The organism is Streptomyces sparsogenes subsp. cuspidosporus (assembly GCF_039532705.1).
In the GTDB taxonomy this organism is placed as follows: domain Bacteria; phylum Actinomycetota; class Actinomycetes; order Streptomycetales; family Streptomycetaceae; genus Streptomyces; species Streptomyces sparsogenes.
The window spans coordinates 247757-265206 of record NZ_BAAASD010000003.1 but is presented as its reverse complement, the minus strand read 5'-3'; the positions used below and the strand labels follow the sequence as shown (position 1 = coordinate 265206).

The following is a 17450-nucleotide window of genomic DNA, read 5'->3' as shown; positions in this document are numbered from 1 at the left end:
GCGGGCTGAAAGACTGCGCCGGGAGTCCTGTCGACTCCTGTCGAGTCCTGTCGCGCCGCGAGCGCGCTGTGCGAAGGAAAGAGATGAGCGCCCGCCCCCTGCCACCGCCCCCGCCCGACGCCGACCCCGAACCCGACGCCCCCGCCGGGCCGGACGCCGACGCCGACCCCGACCCCGATAGCCGCGCCGCGCCGGATGCCGATGCGGACGCCGTCGCCGCGCCTGACGCCGTCGCCGCGCCTGACGCCGTCGCCGCGCCTGACGCCGTCGCGCCGCCGGACGCCGACCGTGCCGACCTGCTCGCCGAGCGGACCGAGGAGCTGCGGGAGCTGACCGCCCGGTATCTGGCCCGGCGGCGGGCGCTGTTGCTGTGGCTGGCGACCGGGCTCGTCGCGGCGGGGTGGGCCGCGGCCTGGGCGGGCTGTCGCTATGTGGCGGCCGGCGACGTGGTCAGCGTCGCGCTGGGCGTCTTCCTGCTGGCCCTGGCGGCGGGGCTGGCGGTGCCCTCCGCGCTGGCCGTGGCCTCAGGCGCCCGGGACGACCTGGAGGCGCGCGAACGGCTGCGCGACTGGGCCCGGTCGGCGCGGGACCGGGACACGCTGGCCCGGTGGCACTCCCCGGGCCGCGCCCTCTTCTGGCTGCTGCCGTCCCTCGTGCTGTGCTGCTTCGGGTCGGCCTCGGCGGCCATGACGGCCGCCGGGGACGGTTCCGCCCTGACCCTGGGGCTCGCCGTGCTCCTCGCGGGGACGGGAGCGCTGGGGATGGTCAAGGCGGTCGGCTACTACCGCCTGGTCAGCCGCGAACTCACCCCCGTACCCGAGGTGGACGAGCCGCCGCACGAGCTGCCCTGAGCTCCGGCCGCCGCGAGGGGCTTCCGGCCGTCGCGGGGGCGCGGGGCGGCGGCGGGGGTCAGGCGGCGGGGTCCGGCTCGTCGTGGCCGTCGTGGATGCCGTGACCGTCGTGGCCGTCCGCGCTCCCCGGTTCCCGCTGCCCCTCCGACGACTTCTGCAGCGCCTGGAACCGGTGCAGCAGTTCCAGGTACTGGGGGTGGGTGTCCGCCCCCTGCGCCTTCGTCGCCTCCTCGACGGCGTTCAGCATCTGCCTGATCCGCACCGCGTCCATGCTCACATCGCGCCGTAGCTTCTTGTGGGCGGCGGCCGCGGACCCCTTCTCGTCCTTGTCGACGGACTCGACCAGGAGGTTGAGACGCTTGATCTTCGTCTCGACGTAGCTCAGCGTCCCCTCCAGGTCTTTGATCAGGCTTGTCAGATCCTGATCCGATACGGACAGTTTTTCTTTGCCCATGCCCCCTGCCACCCTCTCATCCGCCCATTAGCGGGATGATCGTGCCATGGGAGGCGGCCTGTCCGAAGGGCTACCCGGTTCAACCCGGCAATTGGAGGCCCTCGGGCGGCTCGATGCCGAAGTCGGCCCTCAGCACCGCCATCACCTCGGCGTCGTCGGCCAGTTGGCGCTGCTTGCCGGTTCCGTCGTGGTACGTCTCGGTGAGGGTGCGCCCGACCAGCGCCAGATGGCGGTCGTCGGCGGGGCGCTGGGCGTAGAGGGTGTGCTGGAAGGGCGAGCGGGGGTTGGTCGCCGTATGCCAGTTGATGACCTCGTAGTCGGGGTGCTCAAAGGGTTCGCGGGTGAAGGCGTACTCCTCCTCCCACTCCCCGCCCAGGAAGGCCTGGAGCACCCAGAGGTCCTCGAAGCCGTGGTGCGGCTCGCGGACGAAGCGGTGGCGGCGGGGACCGTCGTGGAACTCGGTGTCCGCGACCAGCGGCACCGCCTCCAGCAGGCCCCCGATGTGGCCGAAACCGACGTCGGCCACGTACGGCCGCTCCTCGCCCGGGACCTCGACGAGCAGCAGCATGTGGGTACGGGGGCGGAGGGCACCCCGGGCGCCGACGCGCACCCGGGCGAGCAGGCCCGTGACGTGGAAGCCGAGATCCTTCAGGGCGGTGGCGAGCAGGGTGTTCTGCTCGTAGCAGTAGCCGCCGCGCCGGCCGCGCACCATCTTGGCCTCCAGGTCGGGGAGGGCGAGCGAGGGCGCCGAGCCCAGCAGCGGGTCGAGGTTCTCGAAGGGTATGGACGTCACATGCGCGAAGGTCAGCGCGCGCAGGGCCGCGGCGCTCGGGCGGCGCTCGCCCGGCCGGCCGATGCGGGCGAGGTAGGCGTCGAGGTCCAGCCGGGGCTCGGCGGGGGCATCGGTCGCGGTGGTCGTCTTGGTCATGGTGATCAACGTAACGACCCCCGGACGGCCGCGCATCGGGCCGGGGAGGCGGCGGTCCTGGTCCCGCGGGCCTGGTCCGGCGGACGTAGGGCTCAGGGCCCCCAGCGGCGGCCGAGTGGCGACGTCATGGTGAGGTCATCGTGACGCCAGATGGTCGAACTCGCCGGCCTTGATGCCGGCGAGGAGCGACCTGAGCTTCGCGGGGGTGGTGGTCACGACTCTGTCCGGGTCGTCGCTCTCGCGGAGTCCTATGTCGTCGCCTATGGATGCCACCTCGACACAGGCGTCTCCGTCGCTCTGGGCGGAGTAGGAGGACTTCTGCCAGTTGATGGTGCGCATTACCTTGCCTTCTTGCTTTTTTACATGCCTCACATGCTTCACATGCGTCGAGCGATGGCGCGTACGACGTCCCGCGACTCCTCGACGGGCAGGGCCACGTCCTCGGTGCGGTCCAGGACCCCCCGGTACTTGCGCAGTTGGGACTCGGCGTCCAGGAACATCGAGCCGAGCGCCGAGTCGAACTGCACGGTGTCCAGCTGCGGCACGGGCCCCGAGGCGTAGGTGACGGTCGCGCCGGCGACCGGGAAGCCCTCGGTGGCGAGCGGGATGACGCGTACGGTGATGTTCTCGCGCTCCGACGCCTCCAGCAGCCGCTCCAGCTGGGTGCGCAGGACCCGCGTTCCGCCGAACCGGGTGTGCAGGGCGGCCTCGTGGACGATGAAGGTGCACGGCGGGGGGTCGTCCCGGTCCAGGATGTCCCGGCGCCTCATCCGGTGGGAGAGCCTGCGGCGCAGCTCGGGCGGTGACCACGGGGGCACGGCGTGGCCCATCACCGCCTGCGCGTACTCCTCCGTCTGGAGCAGCCCGGGGATGTGGATGAGGCCGACGACGCGCAGGCGGGAGGCATGGTGCTCCATTTCGGCCAGGTCGAGCCCGCTGGTGGCGATGAGCCCCCGGTACTCCTCCCACCAGCCGCCCCGGCGCTCATGGGTCATGGCGGCGAGGGCGTCGACGTACGCGCCGTCGGGGCAGGCGTAGATGGCTGCCAGGGTCCGTACGCGTTCCTCGCTCACCCCGAACCGGGCGAGTTCCAGATTGGTGATGTGGGTGCGGTTGATCCCGAGCCGGTCGGCGGCCTCCTGGATGCTGAGGCCCGCGTCCTCGCGCATCCTCCGCAACTCGGTACCCAACCGCTGCTGACGGGCGGTTGGGGCAGTCCTGGGCGGCATGTCCCTCCCATGCGTGTCACCCTCGAGGGCTATATGTCGGGGAAATTCAACGAATCCGTAGCACTTGTTTGCAGCGCTGTCCTACGGTAGGTGGTGTCGCCGCTACGAAGCGTTGATCATCGTAACGGTACGCGCACCAACGGCCCCGTCGCAGGGAGTTGACATGGGACCCGACCACGAGCCCGACGACGGCCCCCCAGGCAGTTCGCCCTCTCCCGGTCCCGAAGAGCCGTACGTCTACACGCTGCAGAGCACCCGCCGGGCCACCTCCCCCAAGATCTGCCGGGACTTCGTCGCCTGCGTCCTGAACTCCGTGGGCCATGAGGACCTCGTCGAGGTGGCGACGGCCTGCACCTCGGAGCTGGCCACCAACGCCTATCTGCACGCCGAGGGCGACTCCCTGATGCTGCGCGTGATGATCGAGCAACCGAGGCTGCGGATCAGCGTGTACGACGCGAGCACCGAGCTGCCCACGGGGGCGTATCTGCCGGCGGGCGATCGGATGTACGGACGCGGGCTCGGGGTGGTCGCCGCGCTGGCCGACGAGTGGGGCACGGCGGACGGGGACCCGACCGGGATGTACGCGAAGGGCGTCTGGTTCGAGCTGCGGACCCGGGGCTCCGCCTAGGGGACGTCTACCCCTGGCCGTGCGGGGCCGGGTGGCCCAGGAGCATCGTCGGGGCGCCGTCGGCCCGGGTGAGGAAGACCGTGGCCGAATTCACCCCTTCGAGGCGCAGCTTCCTCCGCAGCTCCTCCGGCTCGACGGCCGACCCCCGCTTCTTGACCGTCACCACGCCGACCCCGCGCTCGCGCAGCAGCGCCTTGAGCTTCTTGAGGTTGAAGGGCAGCACGTCCGTGATCTCGTACGCGGTGGCGTACGGCGTCGGCCGCAGGTCGTCCGCCGTGATGTAGGCGATCGTCGGGTCGATGAGGCGGCCGCCGATCCTGGCGGCGACGTCCGCGACCAGGTGCGCGCGGATGACCGCGCCGTCCGGTTCGTACAGCCAGCGGCCGACCGGGCCCGGCTCCGGGTCCGGCAGCAGCCGGGTGCCGAGGAGGGAGTGGCAGTCGGGGAGCAGTGTGGCGCGGCGCATGCCGGGGCGCGCCGTGCCGAACCACAACAGGGCCTCCTTCACATCGCCGTGGTCCGAGACCCACTCCGCCTCGGCGTCCTCGGGGACCGCCTCGTGCGGGACGCCCGGGGCGACCTTGAGGGCGGCGTGCGGGGCGGTGCGGGCCGCCTCGACGGCCCAGGACAGCGGCGGGGAGTACGCCTCGGGGTCGAAGACGCGGCCGCGGCCGCCGCGCCGGGCGGGGTCCACGAAGATCGCGTCGTACCGGGAGGTGTCGATCTCGGCGACGTCCGCGTGGCGCACCTCGATCAGCTCGGACAGCCCCAGGGTCTCGGCGTTGGCCCGGACGACCGCGCAGGTCAGCGGGTCCCGGTCGACGGCCAGCACGGAGATCCCCGCGCGGGCCAGCGCGACCGCGTCGCCGCCGATGCCGCAGCACAGGTCGGCGACGCGGCGCACGCCGAGCTCGGCGAAGCGGTCGGCGCGGTAGGCGGCCACGGACGCGCGGGTGGCCTGCTCGACGCCGTGGGGCGTGAAGTACATCCGGTGGGCGTCGTCGGCGCCGAACTTCGCGGCCGCGCGCTGTCTGAGCCCCGCCTGGGTGAGGGCCGCCGAGACCAGCTCCGCGGGGTGGTCGCGGCGCAGCCGGGTCGCCGTGGCGAGCTCCCGCGCCGGGTCGTAGTCCCGCAGCTCGTTCAGCAGCGCCTGCCCTTCGTCGCGGAGCAGTGAGTCGAAGGCGTCAACGTCCACGTCGCCCATTCTCCCCGCTCCAGCGAGCGCGTTCGCGCCACCCGGCTGAAGATCGCTTATGTGATGATGATCAAGACTGGCCTTTCGAGGTGTCTCGTATTGGTCGCGGCCGCGGCGCTGCTCGCGGGCTGCGGGGACGAGGACGGTGCCGGGACGGCTGTGCCGTCGGCCAAGCCGTCCATGACGTCCACGTCGTCGAAGTCGTCCTCGGACGTCGCGGACCACGCCCCCGGTCCGGGCCGGGAATCCGGCCCGGCGCCGGACGCGCGGTCCGCGTCCGGTTCGGCCTCCGGGCTGCCCAGCCCACCCGTCCCGCCCCCCGACGGCTACCGCCGCTGGGGGCTCGACCGCCCCCTTGAGGCGGCGCCGCCGCCCCGGACCAAGCCGTCCCTGGTGCCGCCCGGGGCGGGCGCGCCCGCCGGGCCGCCGATCGTCGACCACGTGCCGACCCGTGACCGGGTCGTCTTCGTCACCATCGACGACGGCACCGAGAAGGACCCGGCTTTCGTCCAGGAGGTCCGGGACCTGGGGTTGCCGATCACCGGGTTCCTGACCGACGAGGAGGTGGCCGGCGACTACGACTACTTCGGCCAGCTGCGCCGGCTCGGCAACGGGATGCAGAACCACACCCTCACCCACCCGCGGCTGGCCGGGATGGAGTACGAGGGGCAGGCCCACCAGATCTGCGGCCAGCAGGAGATCCTCACCCGCCAGTTCGGCACCCGGCCGTATCTGTTCCGCCCGCCGTACGGAGCGCTCGACGACGACACGGTGCGCGCGGCGGCGGCCTGCGGGGTGCGGGCGCTGGTGATGTGGTCGGCCGAGATGAAGGCAGGCGGGCTGGAGTACGCCTCCGGCGACCGGCTGCACTCCGGTGACATCATCCTGGCCCACTTCCGGGGCCCGTCCCAGCAGAACGGGCTGACGATGACCGATGTGATGACCTCACTGGTGCGGGAGATCCAGGCGCAGGGATTCGCGGTGGCCCGGTTGGAGGACTACCTCTGACCAGCCTCCTGAGGGGCGTCGGCCCGGGCGGCACACCCTGCCGATGGGCCAGCCGCCGGGCCGACGGGGTGCCGCGGCACCCCGTCACTTGGCACTCTGGTTGACTGAGTGCTAACCGCGTCATAATGTCGTGGCTGGCACTCAGCAGTGAGGAGTGCCAAACACAGCGACGGGCAGGTCCGGCACCCGCGACGACGGATCCACCTGGTCGCCACCTCAGACAGTTAACCCCGTGAGATCTCCGAAGGGGGAGGTCGGATCGTGACGACCGCCAGCTCCAAGGTTGCCATCAAGCCGCTCGAGGACCGCATCGTGGTCCAGCCGCTCGACGCCGAGCAGACCACGGCCTCTGGCCTGGTCATTCCGGACACTGCCAAGGAGAAGCCCCAGGAGGGCGTCGTCCTGGCCGTGGGCCCGGGCCGTTTCGAGGACGGTAACCGTCTCCCGCTCGACGTCTCCGTCGGCGACGTCGTGCTCTACAGCAAGTACGGCGGTACCGAGGTGAAGTACAACGGCGAGGAGTACCTCGTCCTCTCGGCTCGCGACGTCCTCGCGATCATCGAGAAGTAAGTCACCGAAGTTTTGCCTGTGAGCCGCGCCCCGGTGCCCCTGTCCATACCGGGGCCGGGGCGCGGTTCGTTCGAGAGGACACACGCAACCCATGGCGAAGATCCTGAAGTTTGACGAGGACGCCCGTCGCGCCCTCGAGCGCGGCGTCAACAAGCTCGCCGACACCGTCAAGGTGACGATCGGCCCCAAGGGCCGCAACGTCGTCATCGACAAGAAGTTCGGCGCTCCGACCATCACCAACGACGGTGTCACCATCGCCCGCGAGGTCGAGGTCGAGGACCCGTACGAGAACCTGGGCGCCCAGCTCGTCAAGGAGGTGGCGACCAAGACCAACGACATCGCGGGTGACGGCACCACCACCGCCACCGTGCTGGCCCAGGCGCTGGTCCGCGAGGGCCTGCGCAACGTGGCCGCCGGCGCCTCCCCGGCCGCCCTGAAGAAGGGCATCGACGCGGCCGTCAAGGCGGTCTCCGACGAGCTGCTGGCCACCGCCCGCCCGATCGACGAGAAGTCCGACATCGCCGCCGTGGCCGCGCTGTCCGCTCAGGACAAGCAGGTCGGCGAGCTCATCGCCGAGGCGATGGACAAGGTCGGCAAGGACGGTGTGATCACCGTCGAGGAGTCCAACACCTTCGGTCTGGAGCTGGACTTCACCGAGGGCATGGCCTTCGACAAGGGCTACCTGTCGCCGTACATGGTCACCGACCAGGAGCGCATGGAGGCCGTCCTCGAGGACCCGTACATCCTCATCCACCAGGGCAAGATCTCCTCCATCCAGGACCTGCTGCCCCTGCTGGAGAAGGTCATCCAGGGCGGCAGCAAGCCGCTGCTGATCATCGCCGAGGACGTGGAGGGCGAGGCCCTGTCCACCCTCGTCGTCAACAAGATCCGCGGCACCTTCAACGCCGTCGCGGTGAAGGCCCCCGGCTTCGGCGACCGCCGCAAGGCGATGCTCGGCGACATGGCCGCCCTCACCGGCGCCACCGTCGTCGCCGAGGAGGTCGGCCTCAAGCTCGACCAGGTCGGCCTGGACGTGCTGGGCACCGCCCGCCGCGTGACCGTCACCAAGGACGACACCACCATCGTCGACGGCGGCGGCAAGTCCGAGGACGTCACCGGCCGGATCGCCCAGATCAAGGCCGAGATCGAGGCCACGGACTCCGACTGGGACCGCGAGAAGCTCCAGGAGCGGCTCGCCAAGCTGGCCGGCGGCGTGTGCGTGATCCGCGTCGGCGCCGCCACCGAGGTGGAGCTGAAGGAGAAGAAGCACCGTCTGGAGGACGCCATCTCCGCGACCCGCGCCGCGGTCGAGGAGGGCATCGTCTCCGGTGGTGGCTCCGCGCTCGTCCACGCCGTCAAGGTGCTCGAGGACAACCTCGGCAAGGAGGGCGACGAGGCCACCGGTGTCGCGGTCGTCCGCCGCGCCGCCGTCGAGCCGCTGCGCTGGATCGCCGAGAACGCGGGCCTCGAGGGCTACGTCATCACCTCCAAGGTGGCCGAGCTCGAGAAGGGCCACGGTTACAACGCGGCCACCGACGAGTACGGCGACCTGGTGAAGGCCGGCGTCATCGACCCGGTCAAGGTCACCCGCTCCGCCCTGGAGAACGCGGCGTCCATCGCCTCCCTGCTGCTCACCACCGAGACCCTGGTGGTCGAGAAGCCGGCCGAGGAGGAGCCCGAGGCTGCCGGGCACGGCCACGGTCACGCGCACTGACGCGTCCACCGCGCACCGCGCACCGCCGAGGCGCGGTCACCCCTTCGCGGGGGTGGCCGCGCCTCGCGCGTTCTCCGGGCGGCCCGGGCCGGCGCGCGTCTCCCGGAGGCCGGGCCGGCGCCGGGCTCAGCGCTTCCTGGGCGGCCGGCCCACGTTCGAGGAGACGACCGAGACGGCCGCCCGGGGCGCCAGCTTCGCCAGTCCCGTCATCGCCTTGTAGCGAGGGTCGGGAATCGACAGCGCCTTGCCCCGCGCGAAGTCCTTGAGCGCCGCCGTCACCAGCTTGTCCGCGTCCAGCCACATCCAGCTCGGCACGCTGTCCGGCTTGATCCCGGCCCGCGCGTGGAACTCGGTCCGTACGAACCCGGGGCACAGCGCCATCAGCCGCACCCCGGCACTCGCCAGGTCCTTCGCGGCGCCCTGGGTGAACTGCACGACCCACGCCTTGCTGGCCCCGTACGTGCCGCGCGGGAAGAACGCCGCGATCGAGGCCACGTTGATCACCCCGCCGCGCCCCCGGGCCCGCATGGTCTCGGCGGCGGCGGTGGTCAGCCGCAGGACCGCCTCGCAGTGCACCTTCATCATCCGCAGCTCATCGGCCAGGGGCACCTCGAGATAGCGGCCCCTGTTGCCGAAGCCGGCGTTGTTGACGAGCAGATCGACCGGGTGCTTGCGGTCGGACAGCCGCGCCTCGACCGCCGCGATGCCGTCGTCCTCGGACAGGTCGGCCCGCAACACCTCCGCCTCCACCCCGTGCCGGTCGTGGAGGTCGGCGGCCTGCTCGCGCAGCCGCTTCTCGTCCCGCGCCACGAGCACCAGGTTGTGCCCGTCCGCGGCGAGCCGGCTCGCGAAGGCGGCGCCGATGCCCGCCGTGGATCCCGTAATCAACGCAGTCGTCATACGCGCACGTTAGCGGCCACGGCGGGGGTCGGAGCGCAGTCGTCCGGATCAGTTGTCCGGATTCCCGGATCAGTTCCCGGATCAGTTCTCCAGCGCGACGGAGAGGGTCCCGGAATACGAGAGCGCCGATTCCCGCAGCTCGGGGTGGAGCGCCTCGCCCGCCGCGAGCACCCGGGGCAGCAGCGCCCGTTCGGTCGTGGCGGCGCGGAAGGAGAATCCGACGGTCACCTCGTGGTCGGGCCGGCGCACGATCTCGACCCGGTCCCCGGCGCGTATCTCGCCCGGTTCGAGCACCCGCAGATAGGCGCCCGGGACGGCGGCCCGGGTGAACCGCTTCACCCAGCGCTCCTCGCCCAGCCAGGCCGCGAAGGTCCGGCAGGGGATGCGCGCGGAGGCCACTTCGAGCAGCAGGTCGGGGCCGATCCGCCAGCGCTCGCCGATCCGGGCGCCGGTGACGTCCAGGCCCCTGGTGGTGAGGTTCTCGCCGAAGACGCCGTTCGGCAGCTCGCGGCCGAGCTCGCGCTCCCAGGCGTCGAGGTCCTCCCGCGCGTAGGCGTAGACCGCCTGGTCGTTCCCGCCGTGGTGGCGGGTGTCGCTGACGGTGTCGCCGACGAGCCCGCTCCCGCCCTCGCCCTTGGGGCCCGGGGCCAACACCCGCACCGGCCCGTCGGCGGGGCGCTTGTCGATGCCGGTGCCCCCCGAGGGGGCGTCGGTGTAGTCGACCGGCTTCAGGCGGCCGAGGTTCACGGTGAGTACGGTCGGCGGGTGCGGAGACCCGGCCTCGGAGATACGCGTCATGGCGGCACGCTAGACGACGGCGGTTCAAAGCGTCGATCGCGATATCCGGGCCTCACCCAAGGGTCGCTTATGCTCGAAGCATGATCGAGCCTCGCCATCTGAGGGTGTTGCGCGCCGTGGCCGCCACCGGCTCCTTCTCCGCCGCCGCCCGTGAGCTGGGCTGCACACAGCCCGCTGTCAGCCAGCAGATGAAGGCCCTCGAACAGTCCTCGGGCACCCCGCTGCTGGTCCGCACCGGCCGGGAGATGCGGCTGACGCAGGCGGGGGAGGCGCTGGTGCGCCACGCGGCGGGGATCCTGGCCGGGCTGACCGCCGCCGAGGAGGAGGTCGCGGCGATCGCCGGGCTGCGGGCCGGCCGGGTGCGGCTGGTGTCCTTCCCCAGCGGCAGCTCGACCCTGGTGCCGACGGCCCTCGCCGAGCTGCGCGAGTCCTTCCCCGGGACCCGGGTCTCGCTGGTGGAGGCCGAGCCGCCGCGCTCGGTGGAGATGCTGCGCGCGGGCGACTGCGAGATCGCCGTGGCCTTCCGCTACCCGGAGGTCCAGCGGGCGGCGGGCGCCGGGGCGGCGGTGGACGCGGAGGGGCCGGGTGCCCCGGCCGAGGGTTCGTGGGGCAAGGACGACCTGGTCGTACGGCCGCTGCTGAGCGACCGGCTGGTGGGCGTGGTGCCGGAGGGGCACCGGCTGGCGGGCGCCGGGGCGGTGGGCATCGGGGAACTGGCCGGGGAGCCGTGGATCGCGGGGTGCCCGCGCTGCCGCAGGCACCTGGTCGATGTGTGCGAGGCGGCGGGCTTCACGCCCCGGATCGACTTCGCCACGGACGACTACCCGGCGGTGATCGGGCTGGTCGCGGCCGGGCTCGGGGTGGCGGTGCTGCCGGAGCTGGCGCTGGAGTCCGTACGGGCGAAGGGGACCGCGACGGTGGAGGTGGAGCCGGCCGTGCGGCGGGAGGTCGTCGCGCTCACCCTGCCGGACCTCGCGCGGGTCCCGGCGGTGGCGGCGACGCTGGACCGGCTTGAGTCGGCGGCGCGGCGCACACCAAGGCCGTGACCTGCGGCCGCTGAACGGCGTCGGCCGGGAATCGGCCGACGGCGGCGGCCGCGCCGGGGGTCACGGTCGGTACTCCGCGCTGTGCTTCAACGTTTCTGCTTGAACGTTTCTGCGGTACTTCTCCGCTTCTGGCGCGCGGCTGCGGCTGGGTCAGGCGCCGGGAGCGCCGGCGCCCGAGGTGGCGACGGTCCGGTGGCGTGCCCGCCCCATGAGCTCCTCGCGCTCGTCCTCGGTCAGTCCGCCCCACACGCCGTAGGGCTCCCGCACGGCCAGCGCGTGCGCCGCGCACTCGGCGCGTACGGGGCATCGCATGCACACCTCTTTGGCTGACATCTCGCGTGCGCTGCGGGCAGCGCCGCGCTCGCCCTCCGGGTGGAAGAAGAGCGAGCTGTCGACCCCGCGACACGCGGCCAGGAGCTGCCAGTCCCACAGGTCGGCGTTCGGACCGGGAAGACGGGAGAAATCTGCCATTGCCTTATCTCCTCGAAGCGATCTGGTGCGGACGCTGTGTCCTGGGTCGTGCACCTACTGTGTAAGTAGATGTAAATATGACTCATTGCGAATCTAGCCACAGAGACCCCCAAATTGGAAGCAAGGTCGCCAAATGCCACCGAGAGGGCGGGGGCGGGAATGGGCGCGGCGAGCGTGATGAAGCAGCTCCGTGTCCGAGCCCTCACGTAGAGTGTCGAAGGTGGCCGCCGGACCCCGTAACTCTTTCGGGTGACCGTCGTTGAGAGTGCGGAGGCGGTTGATGGGTAAAGCTCTCGGGCAAGTGTCCGAGGCTGTCAATCGCACAGGTGACGATATGTACCAGCCTGGAGGCTCAAGGTGACGCGCATCAGCTGCGGAGGGCGGCCATGACTTCCGTCCTCGTCTGCGACGACTCCCCGCTTGCCCGAGAGGCGCTGCGCCGCGCGGTGGCGACCGTGCCCGGCGTCGAGCGTGTGACGACGGCGGCCAACGGCGAGGAAGTCCTCCGCCGCTGGGGGGCCGACCGTTCGGATCTGATTCTGATGGACGTGCGGATGCCCGGCCTCGGTGGCGTCGAGACCGTGCGGCGGCTGCTGTCGGCCGACCCCGGCGCCCGGATCATCATGCTCACGGTCGCCGAGGACCTGGACGGCGTCGCGCTGGCCGTGGCCGCCGGCGCCCGTGGCTATCTGCACAAGGACGCCTCGCGCGCCGAGCTGCGCGCGACCGTGACCCAGGCGCTGGCGGACCCCACCTGGCGGCTCGCGCCGCGCCGGCTGCGCTCCGCCGAGATGGGCGCGGCCCCCACGCTCACCGCCCGCGAGATCCAGGTGCTCGAGGGCATGAGCCACGGCCGGTCCAACGCGGAGATCGGCCGCGAGCTGTTCCTGTCCGAGGACACGGTCAAGACGCACGCCCGGCGGCTGTTCAAGAAGCTCGGCGCCTCGGACCGGGCACACGCGGTGGCGCTCGGCTTCCGCTGGGGCCTGGTCCGCTAGACCCGGGTCCACGATCGCCCTGACGGGGGCCGACGGTCCCCGCCCGTCAGGTGACGGGCGGGGCGAGGGGCGGCGGCCTGTAGCGGCTTATGTCCCCGCCGCGGTAGCGGCTTATGTCCCCGCCGCGGTAGCGGCTTATGTCACTTCGCCGGGCGATGCCGCATCCTTGAAGGTGTGGAGTTCCTCGGGGACATGTCGGTCGGGCGTGAGGGGAGAGCGCAGGACGTGACGACAGCCGGCGCACCTGCTCATAACGCTTCAGCGCACAACTACGGACGCGGTGCCGCGGAAGCCACGCCGCCAAGGCACCATGGACGGATGCGCGACGACGAGACCCAGGGGTCCCCGAAGGCCGGCGGCCCAGGGACCCAGGGGGCCATCGGAGCCCTTGTCCGGCGCGCCGCCGAGGGGGACGAGCGGGCCACCCACGACCTGCTCGCCCATGTTCACCCGCTCGCCCTGCGCTATTGCCGCACGCGGCTGTCCAGGTTGCCGGGCGACGCCCGCCATTTCGTGGACGACCTGGCGCAGGAGGTCTGCCTCGCGGTGCTGTGCGCGCTGCCGCGCTACCGCGACACGGGCCGGCCCTTCGAGGCCTTCGTCGTGGCGATCGCCGCGCACAAGGTCGCGGATCTGCAGCGCGCCGCCATGCGCCACCCGGGCAGCACGGCCGTGCCCTCGGACGAGATGCCGGAGCAGCCGGACGACTCGCTCGGGCCCGAGGAGCAGGCGCTGCTCAGCAGCGACGCCGAGTGGGCCAAGAAGCTGCTGGCGAATCTCCCGGAGCACCAGCGCGAGCTGGTGCTGCTGCGGGTCGCGGTCGGACTGACGGCGGAGGAGACCGGGCAGATGCTCGGGATGTCGCCGGGCGCCGTGCGGGTGGCCCAGCACCGGGCCCTGAGCCGGCTCCGCGCGCTCGCCGAGCAGTAGCCGCCCGGCATCGGCGCTGCTTCTTGCGGCTCGCCGCTGCTTCCGGCGCTGCTTCCCGCGGTTTTCCGCGGCTCCCGTGGTTTTCCACAGGGAGGAATGGGACACCTGTGGAGCCCGTTAGCATGGGAGTCCGCGCTGGGGCAAGACCATTGGAAGGGTGTCATGACTGTCAACGTCGACGGAGTGCCTGAGAAATTCGCGATGCTCGGGCTGACGTACGACGATGTGCTGCTGCTGCCGGGCGCCTCCGAGGTGCTGCCGAACGCGGTCGACACCTCGTCCCGGGTCTCTCGCAACGTCCGGGTGAACGTGCCGTTGCTGTCCGCCGCCATGGACAAGGTCACCGAGTCCCGGATGGCCATCGCCATGGCCCGCCAGGGCGGCGCCGGTGTGCTGCACCGCAATCTGTCGATCGAGGACCAGGCCAACCAGGTCGACCTGGTCAAGCGGTCCGAGTCCGGCATGGTGACCGACCCGATCACGGTCCGGCCGGACGCCACGCTGGCCGAGGCGGACGCGCTGTGCGGGAAGTTCCGGATCAGCGGTGTCCCGGTCACGGACGCGGCGGGCAAGCTGCTGGGCATCGTCACCAACCGCGACATGGCCTTCGAGACGGACCGGGGTCGCCAGGTCCGCGAGGTCATGACCCCGATGCCGCTGGTCACCGGCAAGGTCGGGATCTCCGGCGAGGACGCGATGCAGCTGCTGCGCCGCCACAAGATCGAGAAGCTGCCGCTGGTCGATGACGCGGGTGTGCTCAAGGGCCTGATCACCGTCAAGGACTTCGTGAAGGCCGAGAAGTATCCGTACGCGGCCAAGGACGCCGACGGGCGGCTGATCGTCGGCGCGGCGGTCGGCGTCGGCGACGAGGCGTACGAGCGGGCGCAGGCGCTGGTCGAGGCCGGGGCCGACTTCCTCGTGGTCGACAGCGCGCACGGCCACAGCCGGGGCATCCTCGACATGATCGCCAAGGTCAAGTCCAATATCTCGGTCGATGTGGTCGGCGGCAATGTCGCCACCCGCGACGGCGCCCAGGCGCTGATCGACGCCGGTGTGGACGGGGTCAAGGTCGGCGTCGGCCCGGGCTCGATCTGCACCACCCGAGTGGTCGCGGGCATCGGTGTTCCGCAGGTCACGGCGATCTACGAGGCCGCGCAGGCGTGCCACGCGGCCGGGGTGCCGCTGATCGGCGACGGCGGTCTGCAGTACTCGGGCGACATCGCGAAGGCGATCGCGGCCGGCGCGGACACGGTCATGCTGGGCAGCCTGCTGGCCGGGTGCGAGGAGTCGCCGGGCGAGATGGTGTTCATCAACGGCAAGCAGTTCAAGTCCTACCGGGGCATGGGCTCGCTGGGCGCGATGCAGTCGCGCGGCCAGGCCCGCTCGTACTCCAAGGACCGCTACTTCCAGGACAACGTCCTCTCCGAGGACAAGCTGGTGCCCGAGGGCATCGAGGGCCAGGTGCCCTACCGTGGCCCGCTCGCCTCGGTCGCTCACCAGCTCGTGGGCGGTCTGCGGGCGTCGATGGGCTATGTCGGCTCGGCGAACGTGGCGGAGCTCAAGGAGAAGGGCCGCTTTGTGCGGATCACGGCGGCCGGCCTCAAGGAGAGCCACCCGCACGACATCCAGATGACGACCGAGGCGCCGAACTACTCCGCCCGCTAGCCAGTACGAAGCGGCGGCGAAGGGGCAGGGATACTGGGACGGCAGACCTGAAGAGCGAAAGGCACCCACGTGACTGAGATCGAGATCGGGCGCGGCAAGCGCGGCCGCAGGGCGTACGCGTTCGACGACATCGCCGTTGTGCCGAGTCGTCGTACCCGGGACCCGAAGGAGGTCTCGATCGCCTGGCAGATCGACGCATACCGCTTCGACCTGCCGTTCCTGGCCGCCCCGATGGATTCGGTGGTCTCTCCGAGGACCGCGATCCGCATCGGTGAGCTGGGCGGTCTGGGGGTGCTCAACCTCGAGGGCCTGTGGACCCGGTACGAGGACCCGGAGCCGCTGCTGGCGGAGATCGCCGAGCTGGACGAGCGGACCGCGACCCGGCGCATGCAGGAGATCTACGCGGAGCCGATCAAGGAAGAGCTGATCGGGCAGCGTCTGAAGGAGGTGCGCGACTCGGGCGTGGTGACGGCCGCCGCGCTCTCCCCGCAGCGCACCGCGCAGTTCTCCAAGGCCGTGGTGGACGCCGGGGTCGACATCTTCGTGATCCGGGGCACCACGGTCTCGGCCGAGCATGTCTCCGGTGCCGCCGAGCCGCTGAACCTGAAGCAGTTCATCTACGAGCTGGACGTCCCGGTCATCGTGGGCGGCTGCGCCACCTACACCGCCGCGCTCCACCTGATGCGGACGGGCGCGGCCGGGGTGCTGGTCGGGTTCGGCGGCGGCGCCGCCCACACCACGCGCAATGTGCTGGGCATCCAGGTGCCGATGGCGACGGCCGTCGCCGATGTCGCCGCCGCCCGCCGGGACTACATGGACGAGTCCGGCGGCCGCTATGTGCATGTGATCGCGGACGGCGGTGTCGGCTGGAGCGGTGACCTGCCGAAGGCCATCGCCTGCGGCGCGGATGCGGTGATGATGGGCTCGCCGCTGGCCCGTGCCACGGACGCGCCGGGCCGGGGCCACCACTGGGGCATGGAGGCCGTGCACGACGAGGTGCCGCGCGGCAAGCGGATGAACCTGGGCACCGTGGGCACCACGGAGGAGATCCTGCTGGGCCCCTCCCACACCCCCGACGGCTCGATGAACTTCTTCGGCGCCCTGCGCCGGGCCATGGCCACGACGGGCTACTCGGAGCTGAAGGAGTTCCAGCGGGTCGAGGTGACGGTCGCCCCCTCGCAGCACGACAAGCGCTGAGCGCGTAGGCGCAAACGGGTGGGGCCCCGACCGCATCGCGGTCGGGGCCCCACCCGTTGGTGTGCCGGCTGCGTCAGCGGTTGCTGAGGCGGTAGGCGGTGGAGACGGCCGCCACCGGGGAAAGCGCCATGAAGATGTAGGTCAGGGCGTCCGAGTCCTCTTTCCAGCCGTCGAAGAGGTCGCTGAAGTGGTCGAAGAAGTAGTCGTTCGCGCTCGGCAGGTCGATGTTGCCGGCGTTGCCGTACTTGTCGGCGAGGTTGCTGACGTAGTCCGACGCGATCATGGCGTAGCCGTACAGCTCACCGAAGAACACCGCCGCGAAGGCCAGCACGGCGCCGACCACCCACAGCGCGGGGTTGCGGCCGCCCAGCTTGGCGATGACGAAACCCACGAGCGCGCCGACGACGACACCGGCGTAGGCGAACTGCGTGACCTTGGGCTCCTGGCCGTCCGTGTCAGCGAACGCGCTCAGCAGGAAGGCGTAGAGCAGCCCGCCCACGAAGGCGGCGACGACGGCGGCGAGGACGGCGAGGGCGGGGTTGCCCGGGCGTCCGACCGGCGGCGCGGGCGGCGGGAAGCCGCCGGCGAACTGCGGCTGCTGCGGGCCGCCGAACTGCGGCTGCTGCGGCTGGCCCTGCGGGTAGCCGTAGCCACCGGGCTGCTGGGGCGGCTGCGGCTGCTGAGGCTGCTGCCAGTTCTGGCTCATGGAGATCCCCCGGGGATGAGGTGATGGTCCGTGCTCCGGGGACATGTGCTGCTGGGAGCGCGGACGAAGAGTTCGAGCCATAAAACTAACAGTCGGGCATGACAATCAGACAAGTCGTGTCTGTCGTCCGTGACACGCCTGCGACCGGACGGAAACAACCTG

The 17450-nt window shown here is 71.5% G+C and carries 19 protein-coding genes; 10 read left to right on the top strand and 9 right to left on the bottom strand.

The annotated features are described in order from the left end of the window. Positions 1-83 precede the first annotated feature (83 nt). Positions 84-851, top strand: coding sequence for a hypothetical protein (locus tag ABFY07_RS05480; RefSeq protein ID WP_346173344.1), 768 nt, complete (start codon positions 84-86; stop codon positions 849-851). Between the two features lie 58 nt (positions 852-909). On the opposite strand, the gene ABFY07_RS05475 is transcribed toward ABFY07_RS05480, so the two are convergent. The 4 genes from ABFY07_RS05475 to ABFY07_RS05460 form a co-directional block, all read right to left on the bottom strand. Further along, a complete protein-coding gene (locus ABFY07_RS05475) occupies positions 910-1305 on the bottom strand; it encodes a hypothetical protein (protein ID WP_346173343.1) in 396 nt (131 codons plus the stop codon). Between the two features lie 79 nt (positions 1306-1384). Next, the gene (locus ABFY07_RS05470; RefSeq protein ID WP_346173342.1) at positions 1385-2233 is read right to left on the bottom strand and encodes an arylamine N-acetyltransferase family protein; all 849 of its coding nucleotides are present in this window, start codon (positions 2231-2233) and stop codon (positions 1385-1387) included. Positions 2234-2368: 135 nt separating this feature from the next. Next, positions 2369-2572: a DUF397 domain-containing protein gene (locus ABFY07_RS05465; RefSeq protein WP_346173341.1), complete on the bottom strand. Its 204-nt coding sequence runs from the start codon at positions 2570-2572 to the stop codon at positions 2369-2371. A gap of 38 nt (positions 2573-2610) precedes the next feature. Next, complete coding sequence (locus tag ABFY07_RS05460) at positions 2611-3462, bottom strand: Scr1 family TA system antitoxin-like transcriptional regulator (RefSeq protein ID WP_065963103.1); 852 nt, start codon at positions 3460-3462, stop codon at positions 2611-2613. A 163-nt stretch (positions 3463-3625) separates the two neighbouring features. Between ABFY07_RS05460 and ABFY07_RS05455 the strand changes: the two genes are divergently transcribed. Continuing rightward, positions 3626-4090, top strand: a complete 465-nt coding sequence (locus ABFY07_RS05455) for an ATP-binding protein (protein WP_346173340.1) — start codon at positions 3626-3628, stop codon at positions 4088-4090. A 7-nt stretch (positions 4091-4097) separates the two neighbouring features. Here the strand turns inward: ABFY07_RS05455 and ABFY07_RS05450 are convergent, their stop codons facing one another. Beyond that, on the bottom strand, positions 4098-5294 hold the full coding sequence (locus tag ABFY07_RS05450) for a class I SAM-dependent methyltransferase (RefSeq protein ID WP_346173339.1): 1197 nt from the start codon (positions 5292-5294) through the stop codon (positions 4098-4100). 90 nt (positions 5295-5384) lie between these two features. Between ABFY07_RS05450 and ABFY07_RS05445 the strand changes: the two genes are divergently transcribed. The 3 genes from ABFY07_RS05445 to groL all read left to right on the top strand — a co-directional run bounded on the left by ABFY07_RS05445 (position 5385) and on the right by groL (position 8577). Beyond that, complete coding sequence (locus tag ABFY07_RS05445; RefSeq protein ID WP_346173338.1) at positions 5385-6293, top strand: polysaccharide deacetylase family protein; 909 nt, start codon at positions 5385-5387, stop codon at positions 6291-6293. A 261-nt stretch (positions 6294-6554) separates the two neighbouring features. Beyond that, a complete protein-coding gene (groES, locus tag ABFY07_RS05440) occupies positions 6555-6863 on the top strand; it encodes a co-chaperone GroES (protein ID WP_014178834.1) in 309 nt (102 codons plus the stop codon). A gap of 91 nt (positions 6864-6954) precedes the next feature. Next, positions 6955-8577, top strand: coding sequence for a chaperonin GroEL (gene groL, locus ABFY07_RS05435; protein WP_346173337.1), 1623 nt, complete (start codon positions 6955-6957; stop codon positions 8575-8577). A 126-nt stretch (positions 8578-8703) separates the two neighbouring features. Here the strand turns inward: groL and ABFY07_RS05430 are convergent, their stop codons facing one another. Together ABFY07_RS05430 and ABFY07_RS05425 are read right to left on the bottom strand one after the other, a co-directional pair. Next, positions 8704-9477, bottom strand: coding sequence for an SDR family NAD(P)-dependent oxidoreductase (locus tag ABFY07_RS05430; RefSeq protein ID WP_346173336.1), 774 nt, complete (start codon positions 9475-9477; stop codon positions 8704-8706). An 81-nt stretch (positions 9478-9558) separates the two neighbouring features. Further along, on the bottom strand, positions 9559-10275 hold the full coding sequence (locus ABFY07_RS05425) for an MOSC domain-containing protein (protein WP_346173335.1): 717 nt from the start codon (positions 10273-10275) through the stop codon (positions 9559-9561). Positions 10276-10355: 80 nt separating this feature from the next. Between ABFY07_RS05425 and ABFY07_RS05420 the strand changes: the two genes are divergently transcribed. Beyond that, positions 10356-11321, top strand: a complete 966-nt coding sequence (locus ABFY07_RS05420; RefSeq protein ID WP_346173334.1) for a LysR family transcriptional regulator — start codon at positions 10356-10358, stop codon at positions 11319-11321. A 150-nt stretch (positions 11322-11471) separates the two neighbouring features. Here the strand turns inward: ABFY07_RS05420 and ABFY07_RS05415 are convergent, their stop codons facing one another. Then, positions 11472-11792 carry a WhiB family transcriptional regulator gene (locus ABFY07_RS05415; RefSeq protein WP_065963122.1) on the bottom strand — a complete coding sequence of 107 codons (321 nt, stop codon included), beginning with the start codon at positions 11790-11792 and terminating at the stop codon, positions 11472-11474. 386 nt (positions 11793-12178) lie between these two features. On the opposite strand from ABFY07_RS05415, the gene ABFY07_RS05410 reads away from it, so the two are divergent. The 4 genes from ABFY07_RS05410 to ABFY07_RS05395 all read left to right on the top strand — a co-directional run bounded on the left by ABFY07_RS05410 (position 12179) and on the right by ABFY07_RS05395 (position 16582). Continuing rightward, entirely contained in the window at positions 12179-12790 is a 612-nt protein-coding gene (locus ABFY07_RS05410) for a response regulator transcription factor (protein ID WP_003948568.1), read from the top strand. 318 nt (positions 12791-13108) lie between these two features. Then, entirely contained in the window at positions 13109-13720 is a 612-nt protein-coding gene (locus tag ABFY07_RS05405; RefSeq protein ID WP_346173333.1) for a sigma-70 family RNA polymerase sigma factor, read from the top strand. Between the two features lie 162 nt (positions 13721-13882). Then, complete coding sequence (guaB, locus tag ABFY07_RS05400; protein WP_346173332.1) at positions 13883-15385, top strand: IMP dehydrogenase; 1503 nt, start codon at positions 13883-13885, stop codon at positions 15383-15385. Between the two features lie 69 nt (positions 15386-15454). Then, positions 15455-16582: a GuaB3 family IMP dehydrogenase-related protein gene (locus ABFY07_RS05395; protein WP_065963129.1), complete on the top strand. Its 1128-nt coding sequence runs from the start codon at positions 15455-15457 to the stop codon at positions 16580-16582. A 73-nt stretch (positions 16583-16655) separates the two neighbouring features. On the opposite strand, the gene ABFY07_RS05390 is transcribed toward ABFY07_RS05395, so the two are convergent. Continuing rightward, complete coding sequence (locus tag ABFY07_RS05390) at positions 16656-17288, bottom strand: hypothetical protein (protein WP_346173331.1); 633 nt, start codon at positions 17286-17288, stop codon at positions 16656-16658. Positions 17289-17450: the final 162 nt, after the last annotated feature.

Bases quoted from the DNA above. Each gene is read 5' to 3' on its own strand.
- ABFY07_RS05470 (WP_346173342.1), bottom strand. From the start codon at position 2,233: ATGACCAAGACGACCACCGCGACCGATGCCCCCGCCGAGCCCCGGCTG.
- ABFY07_RS05480 (WP_346173344.1), top strand. From the start codon at position 84: ATGAGCGCCCGCCCCCTGCCACCGCCCCCGCCCGACGCCGACCCCGAA.
- ABFY07_RS05425 (WP_346173335.1), bottom strand. From the start codon at position 10,275: ATGACGCGTATCTCCGAGGCCGGGTCTCCGCACCCGCCGACCGTACTC.
- ABFY07_RS05465 (WP_346173341.1), bottom strand. From the start codon at position 2,572: ATGCGCACCATCAACTGGCAGAAGTCCTCCTACTCCGCCCAGAGCGAC.
- ABFY07_RS05455 (WP_346173340.1), top strand. From the start codon at position 3,626: ATGGGACCCGACCACGAGCCCGACGACGGCCCCCCAGGCAGTTCGCCC.
- ABFY07_RS05420 (WP_346173334.1), top strand. From the start codon at position 10,356: ATGATCGAGCCTCGCCATCTGAGGGTGTTGCGCGCCGTGGCCGCCACC.
- ABFY07_RS05405 (WP_346173333.1), top strand. From the start codon at position 13,109: ATGCGCGACGACGAGACCCAGGGGTCCCCGAAGGCCGGCGGCCCAGGG.
- ABFY07_RS05410 (WP_003948568.1), top strand. From the start codon at position 12,179: ATGACTTCCGTCCTCGTCTGCGACGACTCCCCGCTTGCCCGAGAGGCG.
- guaB (WP_346173332.1), top strand. From the start codon at position 13,883: ATGACTGTCAACGTCGACGGAGTGCCTGAGAAATTCGCGATGCTCGGG.
- ABFY07_RS05460 (WP_065963103.1), bottom strand. From the start codon at position 3,462: ATGCCGCCCAGGACTGCCCCAACCGCCCGTCAGCAGCGGTTGGGTACC.
- ABFY07_RS05415 (WP_065963122.1), bottom strand. From the start codon at position 11,792: ATGGCAGATTTCTCCCGTCTTCCCGGTCCGAACGCCGACCTGTGGGAC.
- groL (WP_346173337.1), top strand. From the start codon at position 6,955: ATGGCGAAGATCCTGAAGTTTGACGAGGACGCCCGTCGCGCCCTCGAG.
- ABFY07_RS05430 (WP_346173336.1), bottom strand. From the start codon at position 9,477: ATGACGACTGCGTTGATTACGGGATCCACGGCGGGCATCGGCGCCGCC.
- ABFY07_RS05390 (WP_346173331.1), bottom strand. From the start codon at position 17,288: ATGAGCCAGAACTGGCAGCAGCCTCAGCAGCCGCAGCCGCCCCAGCAG.
- ABFY07_RS05475 (WP_346173343.1), bottom strand. From the start codon at position 1,305: ATGGGCAAAGAAAAACTGTCCGTATCGGATCAGGATCTGACAAGCCTG.
- ABFY07_RS05450 (WP_346173339.1), bottom strand. From the start codon at position 5,294: ATGGGCGACGTGGACGTTGACGCCTTCGACTCACTGCTCCGCGACGAA.